Origin of the sequence: Halalkalibacter akibai JCM 9157 (assembly GCF_000513135.1) — a bacterium.
GTDB lineage: Bacteria > Bacillota > Bacilli > Bacillales > Bacillaceae_D > Halalkalibacter > Halalkalibacter akibai.
Window position 1 is genome coordinate 13,919 of the sequence record NZ_BAUV01000038.1, and the last position, 20,326, is coordinate 34,244.

Here is a 20,326-nt window from a genome sequence, read left to right on the forward strand (position 1 = left end):
GGGGACATGATTTGATAAAAGTAATGTTGGTCGACGATGAACCGATTGAGCGAGAAGGTATTAGCTTAATGCTTCGTAAAAATCGATCTAATTTTGAAGTTGTTGCGGAGGCCCAGAATGGAAAGGAAGCTATGGAACGTGCCTTACTCTATAAGCCAGATTTAATCTTTATGGATATAAAAATGCCTGAATTCGATGGCATTGAGGCAATAAGGAAAATTGTGCCTGACCTTCCGAATACAAAATTTATTATGGTATCGGCATTTGATACGTTTGATTATGCGCGTGAGGCAATGAAGTTTGGGATAAAAGAGTATTTATTAAAGCCAAGTAAAGTTAGCGAGGTAGTAGAAGCCTTCGATCGCATGGTAGTAGACATCGAGAGTGAAGAACAAAGAGTGATAGAAAGAAAACAGGTCAATCGTCGTCTTGAAAGAGTCCATTCCTTAATAGAGAGAGATTTTATTGTTTCTCTTATTATGGATCACGTCCATGAGTTTGATCAGGGCGAGTGGGATGAATGGTTAGGCCTGGAACTCGAACAGAAGAAAGGGTTTGCAACCGTTTTTTCGTTTGAATCGGACAGGCTGCTTCCAGATCGTGAGGAAAAAAGCCGTTGGTATCGATTACTAAAACAGGTATTACACGAGCAAAGCCTCTCTTGTTTTATTGGTCCGTTAACCGGGTTTCAGGTTCCTGTATTAGTGTTATTTGCTGATCATGAAAAAAGTGAAATAAGACATGAGTTTGTAAGGGCGGTTCTTCATCAAGTTCAAAAGAAATTAGAGCAATGTCGTCTGTATGCTGGAGTTGGAATGGTCGTCTCAAATGTGAATCACTTTTCTAACTCTTATAAGGAAGCCATATATGCGTTGGAGTTCGTTCATAGTCATCAAAGTGCTTCTTATTTGGTTTATAACGAGCAGTTGAAGCAAAGAAGAAAAGATCTGATTCCTTTTGAAGTAGAAAAAGAGTTAGTAGAGGCTGTTAAAAAAGGTGACTTGCAAAAAGGGCTACAAATGTTTGAATCTTATTTTCAGTCGATTCAGCAATCTACTGACTTTCAGGTAAAACCCGTTCAAAAAGCGATGGAGGATTTCTTTATTGTGTTAACTCGCTCGATGAAAGAGCTTGGGTTTGACGAAGATATTCAGGTAGGATTAGGAAAATTAGAAACGACAATGCAAATCAAAGAAGTTGCTAAATCACATCTCATAACTATTAGCGAGCGTATGGGGAAATGGCGAGCAAACGGAATGCACGCTTTGCTTTTACAAGCTAAGGAATATATTGATAGCAACTATCAAAAATCAATATCTCTTGAAGAGGTTGCTGAAGAGATTGGGATTAGCTCTTATTATTTAAGTAAGTTATTTAAAGATAGGTTTCAAGTTACCTTTATGGAGTATTTGAAGAATACTCGAATCCAAAAAGCTACCGAACTACTATTGGATGGAAATAAGCCATTAAAGGAAATAGCATTCGATGTAGGCTATAAAGATCCGAATTATTTTAGTACAGCTTTTAAGAAGGAAATTGGGATGAGCCCACGTGAATATCGAAATAAGTATCATCAGTGAAACAGCAATCATGTGTTGCTGTTTTTTGCTTTTTATCAAAGGTTTTTTTGAAAAAGATAAGCTTTGACAAGAATTTAGAGGTATTTACAAGAAAGTAAAGGAGAAAGCGCTTTTTAGAATGCGTTTTCATGATAATTTTAATGTATTGAAAGTGTTTTTGCAGGTTCTATTATTAAATAATGAAAACGAAATCATTCCTATAGGAGGGAGATTTGGTTCACACTAAATTACTTTATGTAAGGGTTTTAACAAAGAGTTACTTGTTTAAGAGAGGGGAGGAAGAAAGAGAAATTCATTTCTCTTTTGCCACATATGAAGAAGAAAAATAGTACGTTATACATTGTGTTAATTACACTCGTTGCAACACTTGGTGGACTTTTATTTGGATATGACACAGCAGTTATTTCAGGCGCTGAAGGGTCACTTCAAACGTATTTTGCAGATAGTTTAGGTCTAAGTTCCCTTGTACATGGGGTTACCGTTTCAAGTGCATTAATTGGTTGTATTATCGGAGGGCTTATTTCAGGATTTTTTGCCACTCGATTTGGAAGAAAAAATACGCTAATCCTCGCTGCCTTTTTATTTTTATTGTCAGCCCTAGGATCTGCGTTTCCTGAAGTTTTATTTTTTACAAAAGGTGAGCCTTCCGTTGCGCTGTTAATTACCTTTAATATTTACCGCATCATTGGGGGAATTGGTGTTGGGTTAGCATCGGCAGTCTCACCAATGTATATTGGGGAAATTGCACCAGCTCGTATAAGAGGGACACTCGTTTCTTTAAACCAGTTTGCTATTATTTTTGGGATGTTAGTCGTTTATTTTGTTAACTGGGGAATCGGACGAGGACAAACAATGGAATGGATTAATGATGTTGGTTGGCGCTATATGTTTTTATCAGAGGCAATCCCAGCTTTGCTTTTCTTACTCCTATTGTTTACAGTGCCAGAAACACCACGATATTTAGTTTCTAAAAATCAGGATGAGAAAGCAATGGCGGTTCTGTCTCGAATTTACGATGAAACAATGGCAAAAGCAACAATGTTTGAGATTAAGAAGTCGTTTGATGTAAACAAAGCAAGGCTATTTTCTTACGGGAAAACGATTATTGTCATCGGAATTTTACTATCTGTATTCCAGCAATTTGTCGGGATAAATGTTGCGCTTTATTATGCGCCAAGAATATTTGAAAGCATGGGAGCGGCACGAGATGCATCCATGTTCCAAACGATCGTTATGGGCTTAGTTAATGTGTTATTCACGTTAATCGCTATTTTCACAGTAGATAAGTTTGGTAGAAAGCCGCTATTAATTATTGGTTCAATAGGAATGACAATTGGTATGTTTGGAGTGGCCGGTATGGCATTCTCAAACACAATCGGAATCTGGACATTAATTTTTATTATTATCTACACAGCATCATTTATGATGTCATGGGGTCCGGTGGTCTGGGTACTTATTTCTGAGATCTTCCCTAATAAAATCAGAGGGCAAGCTGTAGCCATTGCTGTAGCGGCACAATGGACAGCTAACTATTTTATTTCATCGACGTACCCAGCAATGATGGAGTTTAGCGGAGGATTAACGTATTCATTCTACGGATTGATGAGTTACTTTCAGTGATCTTCATTTGGAAGTTTATCCCTGAAACGAAAGGTAGATCATTGGAAGAGTTAGAGACTATTTTGGTTAATAAAAAGAGTGCGTAGCTGGTAATTGATTTTGCTAACAGGAGAGCTACCCATGAGTTTAACATAACTCATGGGTAGCTTTTTTCATTCATTTTATTTTCTGTTGTTCCTTTTCCTCGTTGCTAATTTTTCTAATCATTCCAGCAAAATAAGAAGCACCTATCATTGTGTAAGAGAAAGAGCAATAAAAATAATAAATTTACGAAAAAATCAAATAATTTAGTGCGCTTGCATAGTATACTGTTCACATAATATGTAAGGTGGTGCGTCCGTGCAAAATCAAGTTAATTGGAGTGTTAAAAGGAATAAGACTTTTTTTAAAAGGGGAGTTTCGGTTTTAAAATGGGGAGGAATTACTTTAAGTTTATTTATATTAATAGGTTTTGCATGTCAGCAAATTTTGACGAAGTTAACTGCGGATGATTTTCCTCCTATTGGTGAAAGGGTAGATATTGGAGATTATAAATTGCATGTATACGCCCAAGGAGAAGCGAATGATCATCCTACGATCATTCTCGAATCAGGTTTAGGTACTCCTTCTTCGTATACGGACTGGAAGCATATACAATCTGAACTATCAAGGTTTACTAGAGTTATATCCTATGACAGAGCTGGTTACGGTTGGAGTGATGTTGCTACGAACGAGAGAACGGCAGAACATATAGCCGATGATTTATATTCTCTCCTAAATCAATCCGGTGAAAAAGGTCCATATATTTTAGTTGGACACTCCTTTGGAGGATTTACATCACAGGTTTTTGCGCGAAAGCATGTAGAGGAGGTTGTTGGGCTTGTTCTTATCGATTCCTCTCATGTAGATCAGAAGGGTGGTTATTCTGCGGTTGAAAGCTATGGGATTAGAGTTCTAAAAGAAATAGGCACTGGAAGGGTGCTTGAGTGGTTGAATATGCTACCTATGTATGATTATTTCATAAATGACGATTTGTCTATCCATTTTTTTCATCAACACTTCTACAACCGAAGCCAAATAAGTGAGCTTAAATGGATGATGTCTAAATCTATAGATCAAGTTCGTACTGCACAGGCACAAGGATTTGGTGAGATTCCTATAACCGTTTTATCAGCAGAGCATGAAGAAATCCCTGAATGGTCAGATCTTCAACAACAGACTTCAACTTTGTCGGTTAACGGTAAACATATTGTAGTTAATGGTGCTAGTCATTATATTCACTTAGATCAACCAGAAGTCGTACTGAGTTCAATTTTAGAGATATTAGATTACCATCATTAATTTGGCAAATTTTAATTAATAGTGAGTTTTATAGGGGCTTCTCAAAGGTTCATAAATCTTTGAGCAAGTCTTTTTTATGTTCGCTTTGCTTCTTTCCTGCCCAGTCATTGCCCTTACTCAATGCTAAAAGGGATCGAAAATAAAGATAAGAAAATAGAGAGTCTAGATCCGTTTACAAAAAAATCACACTGTGCTATATTTATATTATTAAGAATGTTAAATAAAAATTTAACGAAATTAACGAAAGGGAGTGAATGTTCATCAATCGGAAATGAATTGAGTGCCGTTTTCGAAAAAAGTGAGGAACATTATCCATATTGTACGAAGGTCTTGGGAGAGATTGACATAAAGTGGTCGTAAGCTAGGTGAATCTCAAACGCTTAAAGCCCAAGCCAAAATTAGTTACTCAAGAGGTCAAATATAAAACTAGTAAACAATTAGCGATTTACGATTTTGAAAGCAAATTAATTATTATTTGATTTATTTATGAATCCAAATTTTCAACATCCTAGGAGGTCAAAATATGAAAGAAACATATGATATTGTAGTAGTAGGTGGAGGTAGTGCAGGTTCTGTACTAGGTGATCGTTTAAGTGCAGACGGGACTCGGAATGTTCTTGTATTAGAGGCTGGACGGAAGGATTTTTCATGGGATTTATTAATTCAAATGCCAGCAGCTTTACCATTTCCTTCAGGGAATCCGTTATATGATTGGAGATATGAATCAGACCCTGAACCTTTTATGAATGGAAGACGTATCAAACACGCTAGAGGAAAGGTGCTCGGAGGCTCAGGTTCTATCAACGGGATGATTTATCAACGAGGCAATCCAATGGATTATGAACGTTGGGGAGCAGACCCGGGTATGGAAACGTGGGATTTTGCACATTGTCTTCCGTATTTCAAGCGCTTGGAAAATGCTTTAGCTGCGGATCCAGATGATGAGTATCGTGGCCATGATGGTCCACTTAAATTGGAACGTGGACCGGCGACAGGTCCTTTATTCCAAGCCTTTTTTGAAGCGGCGGTCGAGGCTGGCTACGCGCGAATTCCTGATGTGAACGGTTTTAGACAAGAAGGATTTGCGCCGTTTGATAAGCATGTGTACAAAGGACAACGGTTTTCCCCTTCACGAGCCTATTTGCATCCAGCTATGGGGCGTGAAAACCTTACTGTAAAAACTCGTGCTTTTGTGACAAGTATTGATTTCGAGGGTACCCGTGCGAAGGGTTTAACTTATCAAAAAGACGGGAAGACTCATCAAGTTATTGCAGGTGAAGTAGTACTTGCAGGTGGTGCAATCAATACACCACAATTGCTTCAATTGTCAGGTGTAGGTAATGCTGAATACTTGCGCTCACTTGGAATTGAACCGGTTGTCGATCTTCCGGGTGTAGGTGAAAACCTTCAGGATCATCTGGAAACATACATCCAATACTCTTGTCCGCAACCTGTTTCTGAGCAACCTAACTTAAATAAAATGAAAATGCCGTGGATCGGTTTACAATGGTTGGTCGGACGTAAAGGTCCAGCTGCAACGAACCATTTCGAAGGTGGAGGTTTCGTTCGTTCAAACGAAGACGTTGAATATCCAAATTTAATGTTCCATTTCCTACCGGTAGCAGTTCGTTATGACGGACAAAAAGCCGACACGGCACACGGCTTCCAGGTACACGTAGGACCAATGTATTCTGATGCGAGAGGATCATTAAAGATTCGTTCGAAAAACCCGAAAGAGCATCCGAGTATGGTCTATAATTATCTTTCAACTGAACAGGACCGTCGTGAGTGGATTGAAGCGGTAAGAATTTCACGAGAAATCTTAAATCAGCCAGCCATGAAACCTTATAATTCAGGTGAAATTTCGCCAGGTCCTTCTGTTAGTACAGATGAGGAGATTTTAGAATGGGTGAAGAACGATGCTGAGACGGCGCTTCATCCGAGTTGTACGGCGAAGATGGGTCCAGCTTCAGATCCTATGGCTGTCGTAGATCCGCTAACGATGAAGGTTCATGGACTGGAAAATGTTCGAGTCGTTGATGCATCTGCTATGCCTTATGTCACGAATGGTAACATCCATGCACCAGTGTTGATGTTGGCCGAAAAGGCTGCTGACTTAATCCTAGGCCGTGAGCCTCTGGAACCCCTGCATCTTGATTTCTACCGTCATGGAGTGCACCACCCAGACGCAGGAACCATTAAAACACCAGTTAAATCATAAGTTATTATAAGAAGGCATCTTTCAAAATGTATTTGCTAGTTAAAAGCATACGTTTTTGAAAGAGAGCCTTCTTTTTTTGGTCAATTTTTAGATTGGTAGTTAATAAGGTCAAAAAAAGAAGTTAGTCTTTCCAACTGAAAGACTAAACTTCTTTTATTCTAGTTTAACTAGTAAGATATTCTTTTAATTTACCCATTGATCAATTAAATCTTGATTCTCTTCAATCCATTGTTTAGCTCCATCAAAAGGATTTTCTGCACTTTCAACATAGTGGATCAGTTCGCCAATTTCTTGATCATCCATCTTCCAATTTTGAAGCCATTTGCTTATTTCTGGATAATCTTCTTCAAATCCGAGTCTTGTAGCATGATGAATTTTTTCTACTCCACCGAATGTGTTTTGTGGATCTTCTAAGAATTTTAAGTCATAGTTGGAGAAAACCGAGTGTGGGCTCCAAAGTGGTGCTACGATTGCTTCTTCATTTCCTACTGCCGTTCCAATTTCAGCTAACATAGCAGGCTCAGAACTTGATAGAAGTTCAAACTCAAGGTTGTAGTCTTCAATTAGTTGTTGTGCAACTTCCATTGTTCCTGCACCAGGATCAAATCCGACAATTACTTCATTAAATAGTTCTTTATGTTGATTTAAGTCTTCTACACTATTAACATCTTCTAGATAAGTTGGAACAACAAGTCCTACTTTAGCGTTATCAAACCAAGTAGATTCTGAGAAATTAATCGTATCTTGATATGTATCTAGATAATTAGCATCTTGGACTGGTAACCAGACTTCTAAACTAACATCAAGCTCGCCACTTTCTAATGCCTTCATCGTCACACCCATGTCCAATACTGTTAGCTTCACGTTATACCCTTTTTCTTCTAAGATTGCTTTCCACATATTTGTTACGGCAATATTCTCCGCCCAGTTAATTTGACCAATTTCTAGTTCTTCATTACTTGCCGTTGCCCCTGTACCTTCTTGTTCACCCGTTACTTCACTAGTACTTCCGCATGCTGTCATTACAGCAACCATTAGTAACACTAAGATAAAACTAAGTTCTTTTTTCCATTTGATCATGTGAAATGACACTCCTCTAGTTTTTATATATAAAGTTAAAATGATTCAAAACGTTTACTGTGTTAAGAATTATTTTAACGTTTACCCTAAAACTAACTCATCTCCTAATTAAAAGAGATAAGTTTATTAATAAAGCGGGGGAGTCAAAGCGATCCCTTAAAAGTTAATCTTGTTGGTCTTTTTTTGGTATATACTCAAATATCTTTCCACTTCGTATACTTGCAACTAAGTCATCTAACCAGTAATAGTATGTTTTTGATTCTTCTAATTGATCATAGTATGCTTTCGATTCTGCTACGATTTCTGATGTACTAGTTGAATCTATCATGACATCTATTAAGTCTTTTTGTGCTTCTTTGATTGCTTCCATGTTCATTTTTACTTCGCGTTCCCACATCTGACAATAAAACACCATAAATGAACGGAAAAAATTTTTCTCTGCTATATAGGTATGTTTTCTAGAGCCGCGTGTAAATGTTTTTTTCACCATCTCAATTTCTTGGAGTTTACGGACACTAGTACTCATACTCGGTTTGCTCATTTCAAGCTCAGTACGCATTTCGTCAAGAGTCATCTGATCTTTAAAGTACATTGTCGCATATAAATTTGCAGCAGCTGGTGTTACACCGTATAAGTCCATTGTCTCAGCAATGGCGCCAATCACTTTATCTTTGGCCTTTTCTATGTTCACTCTCGATTTTTCAGTAGACTCACTCATAAAGGTCGCTCCTTCATTAAAAAGCAAAGCTTGTAAAATAGTTATTTAATATTCTTTACAAACTTAATGATACCTTGTTCAGATGAAATGTCAAATCGAAAGCGGAATTTTCAATCATAAAAAACTTTCCAATAAACATGCCCAAAGATAAAATTTCTACATACATTGGATAAGAATAGGCTAATGAATCAAGACGAAGGCGAAACTAGTCATAATTGAGTATTTAACTTAAGTGCGATAATGTTACAATAAGAGAGCAAATGAGTATGGAGGGTGAATATGAAGACGAAACTTGGATTATTATATGGTGGGAAATCTGCTGAGCATCAAGTATCATTACAAACGGCAAAAGCTGTTATTAAAGCATTAGACTTAACAAAATACGAGATCCATCCAATATATATTTCAGAAACAGGTGAGTGGGTTAGAGGGGCGCAACTTCTAGGACCGGTGGAGGATGTCAAGGAGCTTCAATTAAAAGAAGCAGGGCAAACCATCTCTCCGGTTGCTTTAAATTCAGAGTTGTTCCCGGTTCCTTCAAGCCAAAAAACGGAAGATAAAATTGATGTGGTTTTCCCACTGCTTCATGGACCGAACGGAGAAGACGGGACAGTTCAAGGCTTATTAGAATTAATGAACATCCCTTATGTTGGGAACGGAGTACTGGCATCATCAGCTGGTATGGATAAAGTTATGATGAAAAACATCTATGAGCAGGCTGGTATCAACCAAGCGAAATACGTTTGGTATCTTCGCGGTGACTGGGAGCTAGATGCGGAAAAAGCATACACAGAGGTTGAAGAAAAGCTTGGTTACCCTTGTTTTGTTAAACCAGCGAACTTAGGCTCAAGTGTTGGGATTAGCAAATGTAAAGACCGTGAAAGTTTGCAGAAAGCTTTTACTCTTGCTTTTGAATATGACCGTAAAATCATTATCGAAGAGAATATCGTTGGTCGTGAAGTGGAAATTGGCGTTTTAGGTAATGATCACCCTGAATGTTCTGTTGTAGGTGAGATTGTTCCAACAACTGATTTCTATGATTACCAAGCGAAATATGAGGATGGAAGCACAGGCCTTATTATTCCTGCTGATATCACAGAGGAAGAGTATGAGAAAATTAAAACAGTCGCGATTCAATCGTTTAAAGCTCTTGATTGCTCAGGCTTAGTCCGTGCTGACTTTTTCTTAACCAAAGACGGTGAAGTCCTCATGAACGAAGTCAATACGATGCCAGGTTTTACACCTTTCAGTATGTTTCCGATGCTCTGGCAGGAATCAGGCCTTTCATATCCACAACTAATTGAAAAATTAGTGGAGCTTGGAGTAGAGCGCCACAAAGAAAAACAAAAGATTAAACACACCTTTTAAGGTCCAATAATAGTAATGAGGTTGATTCCGTTGTGAGTCAGCCTCCTTTTACATAGAATACAATGAATGAAACAAAAGAGACGGATTTCCTTTCGGCGCGTGGTAAGCATTTGAATTAAAGGAGAGATTAAGATGATTAAAAGAACGTTTTACGATATTGCTGCGTGGGTTAGTGGCAAAGCAGTTAATCTAAGTGATAATTCAGTAAAGGTTGCGGGGGTTTCTACTGATACAAGAACGATACAGGCAGGAAACCTTTATATTCCGCTTGTAGGTGAGAATTTTAATGGACACGATTTTGTCGAAGTTGCCATTGAGAATGGAGCAGCAGGAGCTTTTTGGCAAAAAAATCAACCGAATCCACCGGTCGATCTCCCACTTATTTATGTAGAAGATACATTATTAGCCTTGCAAAACTTAGCTAAGAACTATTTGGCAAGCCTTACAGTTAAGGTTGTTGGAGTCACTGGTAGTAATGGGAAAACAACGACAAAGGATATGGTGACCTCTGTCCTTGCAACAACGTACAAGGTTCAAAAAACCGAGGGCAACTATAATAACCACATCGGTCTTCCACTTACTATTCTTAGCTTAGAGGAAGACACGGAAATGGCTGTGTTGGAAATGGGAATGAGCGGAAGGGGGGAAATTCAGCTTCTTTCTAATATTGCAAAACCTGATGCCGCAGTGATTACAAACATTGGGGAATCACATCTACAGGACTTGGGGTCACGTGAAGGGATTTCTGAGGCGAAATTTGAAATTACAGAGGGATTACGAGAAAACGGAACACTTGTCATTCATGGGGATGAGCCATTGTTAACAGCGAAGGTAGTAAACAGTTCCATTCAAACGATCACTTTTGGAAATTCTGAGAAAAATGACTTTTATCCGGTTCAAATCGAACAGAAAAGCAATGGTACTTATTTTGCGATAAATGGTGAAGATAAAACTGAATTTTTCATCCCAGTTCTCGGTAAACATAATATTAATAACGCTCTTTCTGCAATCGCAATTGCGAAACAGTTTGATGTGTCCACTCCCAATATTAAAAAAGGGTTGGAGAACATCAAGATTACGGGCATGCGAACGGAATTGATTCAAGGTAAAGCTGGAGTGGCTGTTATTAACGATGCATATAATGCTAGTCCAACATCTATGAGGGCGGCCATTGAGTTGCTACAAGACTTAAAAGACTACGAAAATAGAATCGTCGTTTTAGGAGATATGCTTGAATTAGGCAACGACGAAGAAATGTTCCACTTTGAAATTGGGAAAGGGATAGACCCTGCTAAAATCAATTATGTTTTCACATTCGGCCAACTAGGACAAAAGATTGCTGAGGGAGCAAAAGTGAACTTTCCGGACGGTAGAGTTTTCGGGTACGATGACAAGCAAGCGCTGATAGATAACTTAAAGACCGTTGTAGCAAAAGGTGATGTGGTCTTAGTGAAAGGTTCTCGTGGGATGAAGTTAGAAGAGGTTGTTCGAGCATTAACATAGGTCTAAATATGCAAATTGGATTGTAATGATCGTTTGAAAAGTTTGAAAAAAGGAATGTGCGCCTAAAAGAAGCCTTTTATATGTTCTCAGAACATGAAAGGCTTTTTGTGTATAAGCGAAATTCCGTTGTGATAGTGATAACGTAGCTAGACTTTTGAACTAAAAAATGTTGTTTAAATGATTTGTTGAACGTATAATAAACAGTAGTTACTGTAACCGTTTCCCTTTTTTTGTGTTTTGTGCATCCGTTTGCTTTTATGTCGATATTTAAGCTAAGAAGTATAAACGGTACATTGATCCAAGTTCAATTACTTTATTATTTAGATGTAGTTGTTTCAATGTACATATAAAACGGATACTAGTTAAAAGAAGTACTTAAGAACTTCTCACATTTCAAAGTGCAAACGATTGCTCAGTAAAATTGATATGTGATTTAAATAGAAGGGAAGAGATAAATTGAAATGGTCATTTAAGAAGGGGATCAAAAAGCTACTAGGGAAATATATCAAGTCAGAGGCTATAGTGCCTAAAATGAAAAAGTTTGAAAGTAGATTGGTTGATAGTAATTGGAAGAAAAAAGTTCTTGGTACGACGATGAAAAAAATGAGTTGGTTGTTGGCTATACTGTTTATTTTCTCGATATTTGCTTTCTTTTATTTGGCGACAACGAACCTTCATGTAGACCGAAGCATGAATCAAGCCAACCAATATATCCAGCTAGAAGAAGATTATCGAATTGCTATGAATGATTTAAAACGTGTTTTGTTTTTACAATATGACATGATGGTTTCTGGATATAGCCAGCATAAAAGTAATGAAATAGAAAACATTCTTAGTAAAGAAAATGAGTGGGAACGTGTGAAAGTCTATTTAACTGATGCTGGATTAGATAGATATGTAAACGTGATTGAAGAATCAAGAGCAGGGTTATCGCAACTCCAGAAAGATTATTTTCTTAGATTTCATTTTGATTGGGAAGAAATAGTCAGTAAAGAGATCGCGCCCGTTATTTCACCAATTCAATCACATTTATCCAGAGTCGATCCAATCATAAATGAGCACATCATGAAGGTTAAAGAGGCAAATAACCAGGAGGTAACTGAGACGCTACAAATAGGTACAAAGAAAACAATGATGTTACTCTTACTTCTTTTTATTATTCCTACTTTGGCATTGTATATCTTTGCAAGGGATTTATCCAAAGGGGTTTCAGAGTTAAAAATTCGGATGGCGGCATATGAAAAAGGAGATTTCTCTTTTAAAGGGATAACAAGGCGTTTTGATGAAATGGGTGACTTAAATTCCGCGTTAGAGAGAATGAGAGCTAAAATAGAGGCTAACATTAATGAGAGTAGTTTAATAAGTAAAGAAATTGTCGGAACAGCTACCATTATTGAACAAGAGAAAGAACAACTGCATTTAAAAAATGCAGATATGGAAAATATATTATCCAATCAGCAAACGCTTATTCAAGTACAGCAACAAAGTACAATGGCTATTTCAGCGATTACAGAAGAGTCGTCGGCAAGTACAATTGAAATACATCAATCATTAGAACAAATTAATAAAGGTATGAAAACCATGAATGATTTTGCTGTCAAAGGAACCTCATTCATAACCGAGACAGAGAAAAAGATTGATCATGTTACTGGTCGGATGAACTTTTTCTTAGAACAGCTTCAGAATGTGAAAGAGAATACGAACAATATTCAGCAATTTATTAAGTCTATTAATGAGATTTCCAAGCAAACTAATCTCTTAGCTTTAAATGCTTCAATCGAAGCAGCAAGAGCAGGAGAATATGGTCGCGGTTTTAAAGTTGTCGCCGAAGAAGTACAAAAATTATCGAGCCAAACCAACTCTTTTTCTAAAGAGATTTCTGATCAACTAGTAATTATTACGGAAAATGTTAAAAGTACATTAGATGGTTTTCATGAATTAGATGATTCTATTCAAGAAACGAAAAGATTATCACGTACAACATCAAATCAATTTAATGAAGTTTCGACACAAAGTAAAAGCATGCTCACCCAAGTACTTGAAATAACAAAGGCTATGGAAGAGATGTCCCAAGGAACCATTGAAATCGTAAGCTCCATTAATGATTTAGCAGAAAAATCTAATGTCAATGAAGAAAGTATGTTTGCGATAAAGGTAATTTCTGAAGCTCAAGTGCAAGCAACGGCTACACTTCATACTACCGTAAAAGATCTATCTACGTTAGCGATTAAACTACAAAAACAAGAAGAAGGTTTTGTTGAAACTCGGTAACTAGATCAATTAGAAGTGGCCGTCATAGTCCAAGAAACTACTATAGAAAAAAGCGACTAAACATAAACATTTAGTCGCTCTTTCTATTAATTCGCCGCTCTAGCAGCATGCACTAAACCATTTCCAAAGTAATATGAACTACCAAGTGGTGTGGCAGTATCTCTTAGTCTTTGTCTGATTTGGGCATTAGTCGCACTTGGATATTGAGCTTTCACCAAAGCTGCAACACCAGCAACATGTGGACTTGCCATTGATGTACCGTTTAAAGAAACATATTGATTTGAAAGGTGTGTGCTTAAAATGGATACTCCTGGTGCCATAATTTCTAATTCGTTTCCAAAAGTTGAAAATGAAGCACGATTGTTATTGGAGTCAACAGCACCTACTGCCATAACAGAGTTGTATCTAGCTGGATAGGAAATACCGGCAGAACCCGTGTTACCAGCTGCAGCGATAAGGAGAACACCTCTATTATAAGCATTATCGGCGGCACGTTGAAGCGTTGTTGAACCTGTTGGCCCACCTAAGCTCATGTTAACAATATGCATACCGTTGCTAACAGACCATTCAATTCCTTGTGCAATCGCACTGTGAGATCCACTTCCATTACGATCTAATACTTTTACTGCGTAAAGGTTAACATTAGGTGCGACACCAAGTACGCCATAACTATTATTTAACCCAGCGATGGTACCAGCTACATGAGTTCCATGGCCATTATAATCTTGATAAGAAGGCTCGCTAGTAATGAAACTTCTACCACCAGAAATTCTTAAATCTTCATGGGAAGCAACCCCTGAATCTAACACAGCGACACGAACACCGTTTCCGCGATTCCCCCAAGAATGTACGGTTGGAGCTTGAATATGATTAATTCCCCAAGGAACCGTTTGTGAAGCAGTAACCTCTTCGTCTTTTTCAACATAAGCAATATTAGGATTTTTTTCTAAAGCTTTTGCTGCTTTTTCTGGAAGTTTCACATGAAGAACAGGCATATACTGATATTCGTGAACTACTTCTCCGCTTGCTTGAGTAATGGCTTTTTTATCTACCTTTTCGTGAAACCCTATTAAATAGTCATGTCTTTCTACGCCATTGCCATTCCCGTTGCCATTAGCGCTAACCGATAGTGATAAAAACGCGAAAGAAAATACTAAAATAAACCCAAGAAGCAAACCAGTTAGTTTGTTACCTTTCAAAACTCGCATTGTAAAACCTCCTAATAGTTTAGTAGAGTACAAGCTCATTGTATGTGAAGAAGGTTAATACTTCGAGTCGCTAAATGAGCCGAAAATGGAAGTGTAAACACTGTTTATATAGTGAATACTAGTGTATTCTATCTTTAATGGAATAAAAAATTAATATAATAATAGTAAATAAATACCAAAAAGCCCGTTCGGAATTGTACGGACTTTTTGGTAGGGCTGATAGAGTTAAGATGTTTTTATGTAATGAATTTCTTCTTCTAAACTCGTAGCGAAAGCTCGGTTTGGGTGAAGTTTATTGACCCATAATGCGTCAGACAATAGCTCAAGACAATAGTCTTTGTTTGAAGCATCTTCTTGAAAAAGAGAACAACTTTTTTGAAAGAGCAAATGACCTAGAAGATATAATTGTTCTTCCTCTATACAAATTTGAATGGCTTTATTAGCATAAGAAAGCGAATCCTTATAATTTTTTCTATCATAGGCATTTCTACTAGCATTAAACAATACACGGATAAGCAGCCGTTGATTGGTGAACTTCGGCAATGCTTCAATTTTTGTATAAATAGATTTGTAAATGTGATCAGCTTCTTCAAATTGGTTAATTTTACTTAATATAACGGCTTTCGATCCGAGTATGTCGAGTTCAGTTTCCGATGGGTTTTTTTTAGAGGAATCACCTAAACTTAACGCGTAATCTAGCAAAGAGATGGCTTTAACACTATCGTGATATAGATGAAAAATACATATCCCTTCTCTCCACAATAAATATTGTTGTAAGTGTGGTTTTCTAAAAAGAGGATTTTTCTTTTCAAGTCTGACGGCGTACATAACCTCATGATAGTTTTGATTACGAATTAACTTATCAATATTCAGTTTTGCTTCTTGTACATAATGAATACCATTTCTCGATAAATCATCAAAAAAGTAATTAATGTCTACTCCGAGTCGGTTTGCAATTTGATTTAGCAAAGGAGCAGTTGGAATAGTAGTATTGCTCTCTATTTTGCTGATTTGGCCTTGGGTACATATGTCTTTAGAGAGTGCTTTTTGTGAGATATTTAAATGTTCTCTTAAATCTTTAATACGATCACCGATTAGATAGTCCATTTTTATTCACTCCCTAAGAAATATTCATATGTTAATGTCAACTCTAGTAAAATTAAGTTTTACATAATAATATATTAAATATTAGATATTTCACAGGTTTTTTGAGGAAATCATGATTTTATTTTATGTGGCATAATGATGTTAATAAAGGAGGTGATCTTTAATGAGGAAACTATTCATGACTGGTATAGCTATTGCCTTTTTAGTTACTGCACCTTTAGCAACATTTGCAATTAGTGATCACTATCCAACAGCGCCACCACCTGATTATGTACACGGATAAAATAAAAGTAATTTGAAGCACGATGATGAGCAGAACCTTACTCAATCATCGTGCTTTTTTACACTATGGTTATTAGGTATTACTATCAACATTCCTTGCGAAAAGAAACTGTTATTTTTTATTATGGTAGATTTACTTACATACATTTTTAAAAGCAAAAAAGGAAAAGATCGAATATTGGCGAATATTATCAGAAATTAACGAAAGGAGGTGGGAATTTGAGTGATTGTTAAACCCCGAGAGAAACCACTCCGCCTTAAAATCCTTCAAGCTTTACTGAAAAGAACCCCGCTTCACCACCCGAACTATCACGCAATAAAAAAGCAGTTAGCAAGAGAAACAGCAGGATTTAAAGGTGAACAAGCAGTAAATTATCCACTTAGGTACGTGTCGGATAAACATCATCTTATTCTACACGACATCCGGCTCCCGCATCAGAATTACTTCTTTCAAATGGACACACTCATCTTATCATCACAATTTTTTCTCATTTTAGAAATTAAAAATATGAAGGGAACTTTATTCTTCGACCCAGAGTTTCACCAACTGATTCAAACATATGAAGGACAAAAAGAAGTGTATCAAGACCCATGTGCTCAAGTCGACCTTCAAGTTTATCAATTTGAACAGTGGCTTAATCAATACGGCTTTATTGATATACCTTTAGTATCATTAGTTATCAGTGCGAATTCTAAAGCGATACTTAAGACGAATCCGGGGAATAGTCAAGTTGCTGAAAAGGTAATAAGAGGGGATGCTCTCCCTGTGAAATTTGCACAAATCCAAAAGAGTTTTCAACAAGAGTCTGTTACAAAAGGAGATTTAAAGAAACTGGTCAATTGTTTGCTGAATAAACATACACCTCAGAATCCTTTGCTTCTCAGTCAATTTAATGTGACTAAAGATCAGTTGATAAAAGGAGTATTTTGTCCTCATTGTGCTCATGTTCCGATTTCAAGAATTCATGGAAGTTGGTTTTGTTCTAAGTGTCGGTTAAAGAGTGTGTATGCTCATATTGGCGCGTTAAAGGATTATGCACTTTTAATTAAGTCGGAAATAACGAACAGAGAAGCAAGGGAATTTTTGCAGCTTGAAAATGCGGCGACTGTCACTAAAATACTAAAATCTCTGCAACTTCCTTATTTTGGTGTGAACAAGGGGAGGGTCCATTCGCTTATGTTTGAAGATTAAGCACCAGATCCGTCTGGTGCTTTTTGTGTTGGCTTGGTAGGGAAGGTGGTGTGGAGTGGGCTGGAGCGGTACGAATTTCGCAGCGGATTGCTTATTAGTAGATATATTCGTAAAATGGTAGATATACAGTTGGCGTTAGTAGATAAAAACAGAAATTAGTAGATAAACGTCAAAATTAGTAGATATATCAGAAATTTAGTAGATAAACCAAACCAACATTAGAAAAGTTGGTTAGACTAACAACTAAGGAGGTGCTGTGAATGCGAATTAATAGCGTGAAAGAGGCGGAGGATCTCATTTATCGCTCTTATGTCAGGGCGATTAAGCACATTACTGAAGTGCGGGATGAAAAAGTAAGGAAGCCAGAATTAACGCGACAACTTTTGGATCAAATTGGTTCTCCTGACTCAGGGCAGAGGTTTATTCTCGTGACTGGAAGTAAGGGCAAGGGTTCGACCTCACGTTTTATTTCCTCACTCTTAAGTCATCTTGGCTTTAAAGTAGGTCTTTTTACATCACCGCATTTAGTCGATTTCAATGAGCGATTTCGAGTGGACGGGAAGGCGATTCCGGATCAAGATTTCATCCGTATTGCAAATGAGATCAAGGATACAGTTCTTTCTATAGAAGCTGAACTAGCTGATGCTGAATACCAGGGCCCGGTTGGAATTGCCCTTGCCGTGGCGGTGCGTTATTTTCAAGAGATGCGTACAGATATCAATGTCATTGAATGCGGGCGTGGTGGAAAATATGATGACACGAATGTGCTTAAAAATGAGTGGGCTGTGATTACACCCATTATGGAAGAGCATGTTTTAAACCTAGGTCCATCACTTGAACAGATCGTAGAGCATAAATTGGGGATTATCAAAGCTGAAACGAAAAAAGTTTATGTGAATAAGCAATCTCAAACAGTTGAACAGTTAATGGAAATAAAAATGGAAGCTACTAAAAAATACTTCCGTTATGCTAAAGAATTCTCAATTGACTCAATTAACCTAACAGCTAACGGAACTAAGTTTGATGTGCAAACAAATAACAATTTTTACAAAGGCTTAACAGTACCCTTGCTAGGGGAATTTCAAGCGCTCAATGCAGGGATTGCTATCAAGCTAGCGGAGGATGTTCTCGGTAAGCCACTCGATGCTCAAATCGTTCAAGACTGCTTGGCGAATATACAATGGCCAGGGCGATGTGAACTTGTTCAGAGAGATCCAATTGTGATTTTAGACGGAGCAATTAATCAAGAAACAGCTGAATATGTTAAAGAGGTTATCGCCATTATTAATCAAGATGTGCAAAGAAATACTATCTCGATTGTTAGTGTGCCAGCTAACAAAGATTATGAGGGAGTAATCAAGGTGTTAAGTACAGTATCTGACCAGATCATTGTAACCGTGCCAGATATTAGTCATTTACCTTTTCCGGAGGACGATTTAGATTTAGCACAGAAGTATAAGGCAAACAGTGTAAAATGCGCGACGCTTGAACAAGCTTTTAGTTATGCAAAAGAGAAAGCGGGTTTGATTGCAATTGTTGGTACACAAACGTTTATCGGGAATGCGAAGCGTTTATTTGGACATTCGTTGCATGATATCGGGAAATAAGAAGGCCTCTATTATTTCAGAGGCCTCGTGAATCACTTCAATCTTTCTAAAATCGCTTCACGGTAAATCGCTGAAACCCGATCTTTCCTTGTCGGATCGTCTTTTATATACTCATCTAGCATCACTTGCTCGTTTACTTCTAAGACAAGAAGCCCGGTTGTCGTATCTAAAATATCAACTGAACAAAAATCTAGTTGTAAGGCATGGGCCGTTTGAGTGGCCATTTTTGATAAAGTAGGAATGAGACTCGTGGGAACATCTTTAGATCGGCTGCCACCAATTAAGTTATGCTTCCAAGAGTTTAATCGCTCTTTCGCCAATAAGAGCTTAACCTCACCCTTTAGAACAATCATTCGATATTCATAGGTAGATGTATAAAAGGGAGAGAGACAAGCGTTTAGTTGTAGGGAAAACAAATGAGATAACTGAGCTTTTAAATCTTCACTTGTTTCAATTTTAAACACATTTACTCCTTGGGAGCCATTATCTTGTTTCAATACAACCTTTTCGTTATGTTTTTGAAAAAACTTGGCGGCAAGGTCATACGCATTTCCTTTTGCAAATCTTGATTGATTATTTAGTAAAAAATGATGCTCAACAGCAGGGACTCCTGCATGGTGCAAGACAGAATAAGTTCCTGATTTACTTTGAGCGAGTTTCATACTAGAGCTATTATTTAATCCAACCTCAACATCGTGCATGATAAAAGAGTCATTTCCTCTTTGGACACGATATAAATAGTCAGGTGAAATCTCTTTAAACGACACCTGATCGGCTGAAACGGAATGTTGAATCATGGCGAGATATGGCCGAGTAGTCAATGGATCACTCCTTTAATCAGTTTGTTATGATTTCGATGGTTGGGAGATCAGCTGGAGCCCAGTTCAAATCTACTAAAGAGTCAACGGACAACCAGCGAAGCTCAGCGTGTTCTTTAGCGATAGGGTCCCTGTCAACAAGGCTACACCAATACGTATGTAGATGAACACGGGCAAAGTCATAGTCATACGTTGTTTCGGTAATTTTAGCCTCAATAGAAATGGTGCAAGCTAATTCTTCTTCGATCTCTCTTATTAATGCTTCTTGAAAATCTTCTCCGCTCTCCACTTTTCCCCCAGGAAATTCCCAGTAGTCAGCAAGAACCATATGAGAAGCACGCTGCGCACATAAAATTTGGTTGTGTTTATTTTTAATAACAGCACCAACGACGGTTACTTCTTTCATTAAATACACTCCTTTTAAAAAATGA

The 20,326-nt window shown here is 37.5% G+C and carries 14 protein-coding genes and 1 pseudogene; 9 read left to right on the forward strand and 6 right to left on the reverse strand.

The features are described from left to right. The first annotated feature begins 11 nt into the window (after positions 1–11). The 4 genes and pseudogenes from JCM9157_RS17220 (at position 12) to betA (ending at position 6,741) form a co-directional block, all read left to right on the forward strand. The gene (locus JCM9157_RS17220) at positions 12–1,580 is read left to right on the forward strand and encodes a response regulator (RefSeq protein ID WP_035666665.1); all 1,569 of its coding nucleotides are present in this window, start codon (positions 12–14) and stop codon (positions 1,578–1,580) included. Between the two features lie 312 nt (positions 1,581–1,892). Next, positions 1,893–3,286 (forward strand): annotated as a pseudogene (gene xylE, locus JCM9157_RS17225) (D-xylose transporter XylE). 253 nt (positions 3,287–3,539) lie between these two features. After that, positions 3,540–4,520 (forward strand): alpha/beta fold hydrolase, encoded by a 981-nt coding sequence (locus JCM9157_RS17230; RefSeq protein WP_035666668.1) that lies wholly within the window; start codon positions 3,540–3,542, stop codon positions 4,518–4,520. Positions 4,521–5,043: 523 nt separating this feature from the next. Next, positions 5,044–6,741, forward strand: coding sequence for a choline dehydrogenase (betA, locus tag JCM9157_RS17235; protein WP_035666670.1), 1,698 nt, complete (start codon positions 5,044–5,046; stop codon positions 6,739–6,741). Between the two features lie 183 nt (positions 6,742–6,924). On the opposite strand, the gene JCM9157_RS17240 is transcribed toward betA, so the two are convergent. Together JCM9157_RS17240 and cudC are read right to left on the reverse strand one after the other, a co-directional pair. Continuing rightward, positions 6,925–7,821 (reverse strand): glycine betaine ABC transporter substrate-binding protein, encoded by an 897-nt coding sequence (locus JCM9157_RS17240; protein WP_035666672.1) that lies wholly within the window; start codon positions 7,819–7,821, stop codon positions 6,925–6,927. Between the two features lie 163 nt (positions 7,822–7,984). Beyond that, complete coding sequence (cudC, locus tag JCM9157_RS17245; RefSeq protein WP_035666674.1) at positions 7,985–8,539, reverse strand: choline uptake/conversion transcriptional regulator CudC; 555 nt, start codon at positions 8,537–8,539, stop codon at positions 7,985–7,987. 279 nt (positions 8,540–8,818) lie between these two features. Between cudC and JCM9157_RS17250 the strand changes: the two genes are divergently transcribed. From JCM9157_RS17250 to JCM9157_RS17260, 3 genes are all read left to right on the forward strand, one after another. Further along, positions 8,819–9,907, forward strand: a complete 1,089-nt coding sequence (locus JCM9157_RS17250) for a D-alanine--D-alanine ligase (RefSeq protein ID WP_035666675.1) — start codon at positions 8,819–8,821, stop codon at positions 9,905–9,907. A gap of 132 nt (positions 9,908–10,039) precedes the next feature. Next, a complete protein-coding gene (locus JCM9157_RS17255) occupies positions 10,040–11,410 on the forward strand; it encodes a UDP-N-acetylmuramoyl-tripeptide--D-alanyl-D-alanine ligase (protein ID WP_035666677.1) in 1,371 nt (456 codons plus the stop codon). Between the two features lie 456 nt (positions 11,411–11,866). Then, positions 11,867–13,681, forward strand: coding sequence for a methyl-accepting chemotaxis protein (locus JCM9157_RS17260; RefSeq protein ID WP_035666679.1), 1,815 nt, complete (start codon positions 11,867–11,869; stop codon positions 13,679–13,681). Between the two features lie 86 nt (positions 13,682–13,767). Here the strand turns inward: JCM9157_RS17260 and JCM9157_RS17265 are convergent, their stop codons facing one another. After that, positions 13,768–14,889: a S8 family peptidase gene (locus JCM9157_RS17265; RefSeq protein ID WP_035666680.1), complete on the reverse strand. Its 1,122-nt coding sequence runs from the start codon at positions 14,887–14,889 to the stop codon at positions 13,768–13,770. A 225-nt stretch (positions 14,890–15,114) separates the two neighbouring features. Continuing rightward, a complete protein-coding gene (locus tag JCM9157_RS17270; protein ID WP_052013219.1) occupies positions 15,115–15,996 on the reverse strand; it encodes a helix-turn-helix domain-containing protein in 882 nt (293 codons plus the stop codon). A 505-nt stretch (positions 15,997–16,501) separates the two neighbouring features. Here JCM9157_RS17270 and JCM9157_RS17275 point away from each other — a divergent pair. After that, positions 16,502–17,470, forward strand: a complete 969-nt coding sequence (locus tag JCM9157_RS17275; protein WP_035666681.1) for a nuclease-related domain-containing protein — start codon at positions 16,502–16,504, stop codon at positions 17,468–17,470. A gap of 260 nt (positions 17,471–17,730) precedes the next feature. After that, complete coding sequence (locus JCM9157_RS17280; RefSeq protein ID WP_035666683.1) at positions 17,731–19,077, forward strand: bifunctional folylpolyglutamate synthase/dihydrofolate synthase; 1,347 nt, start codon at positions 17,731–17,733, stop codon at positions 19,075–19,077. A gap of 32 nt (positions 19,078–19,109) precedes the next feature. Here JCM9157_RS17280 and JCM9157_RS17285 read toward each other — a convergent pair whose 3' ends face one another. Both JCM9157_RS17285 and JCM9157_RS17290 read right to left on the reverse strand, forming a co-directional pair. Further along, positions 19,110–19,898, reverse strand: coding sequence for an ATP-grasp domain-containing protein (locus tag JCM9157_RS17285; RefSeq protein ID WP_148296905.1), 789 nt, complete (start codon positions 19,896–19,898; stop codon positions 19,110–19,112). A gap of 16 nt (positions 19,899–19,914) precedes the next feature. Then, on the reverse strand, positions 19,915–20,301 hold the full coding sequence (locus JCM9157_RS17290; RefSeq protein WP_035666686.1) for a (deoxy)nucleoside triphosphate pyrophosphohydrolase: 387 nt from the start codon (positions 20,299–20,301) through the stop codon (positions 19,915–19,917). Positions 20,302–20,326 lie beyond the last annotated feature (25 nt).

Bases quoted from the DNA above. Each gene is read 5' to 3' on its own strand.
- betA (WP_035666670.1), top strand. From the start codon at position 5,044: ATGAAAGAAACATATGATATTGTAGTAGTAGGTGGAGGTAGTGCAGGT.
- JCM9157_RS17240 (WP_035666672.1), bottom strand. From the start codon at position 7,821: ATGATCAAATGGAAAAAAGAACTTAGTTTTATCTTAGTGTTACTAATG.
- JCM9157_RS17255 (WP_035666677.1), top strand. From the start codon at position 10,040: ATGATTAAAAGAACGTTTTACGATATTGCTGCGTGGGTTAGTGGCAAA.
- JCM9157_RS17290 (WP_035666686.1), bottom strand. From the start codon at position 20,301: ATGAAAGAAGTAACCGTCGTTGGTGCTGTTATTAAAAATAAACACAAC.
- JCM9157_RS17280 (WP_035666683.1), top strand. From the start codon at position 17,731: ATGCGAATTAATAGCGTGAAAGAGGCGGAGGATCTCATTTATCGCTCT.
- JCM9157_RS17265 (WP_035666680.1), bottom strand. From the start codon at position 14,889: ATGCGAGTTTTGAAAGGTAACAAACTAACTGGTTTGCTTCTTGGGTTT.
- cudC (WP_035666674.1), bottom strand. From the start codon at position 8,539: ATGAGTGAGTCTACTGAAAAATCGAGAGTGAACATAGAAAAGGCCAAA.
- JCM9157_RS17270 (WP_052013219.1), bottom strand. From the start codon at position 15,996: ATGGACTATCTAATCGGTGATCGTATTAAAGATTTAAGAGAACATTTA.
- JCM9157_RS17250 (WP_035666675.1), top strand. From the start codon at position 8,819: ATGAAGACGAAACTTGGATTATTATATGGTGGGAAATCTGCTGAGCAT.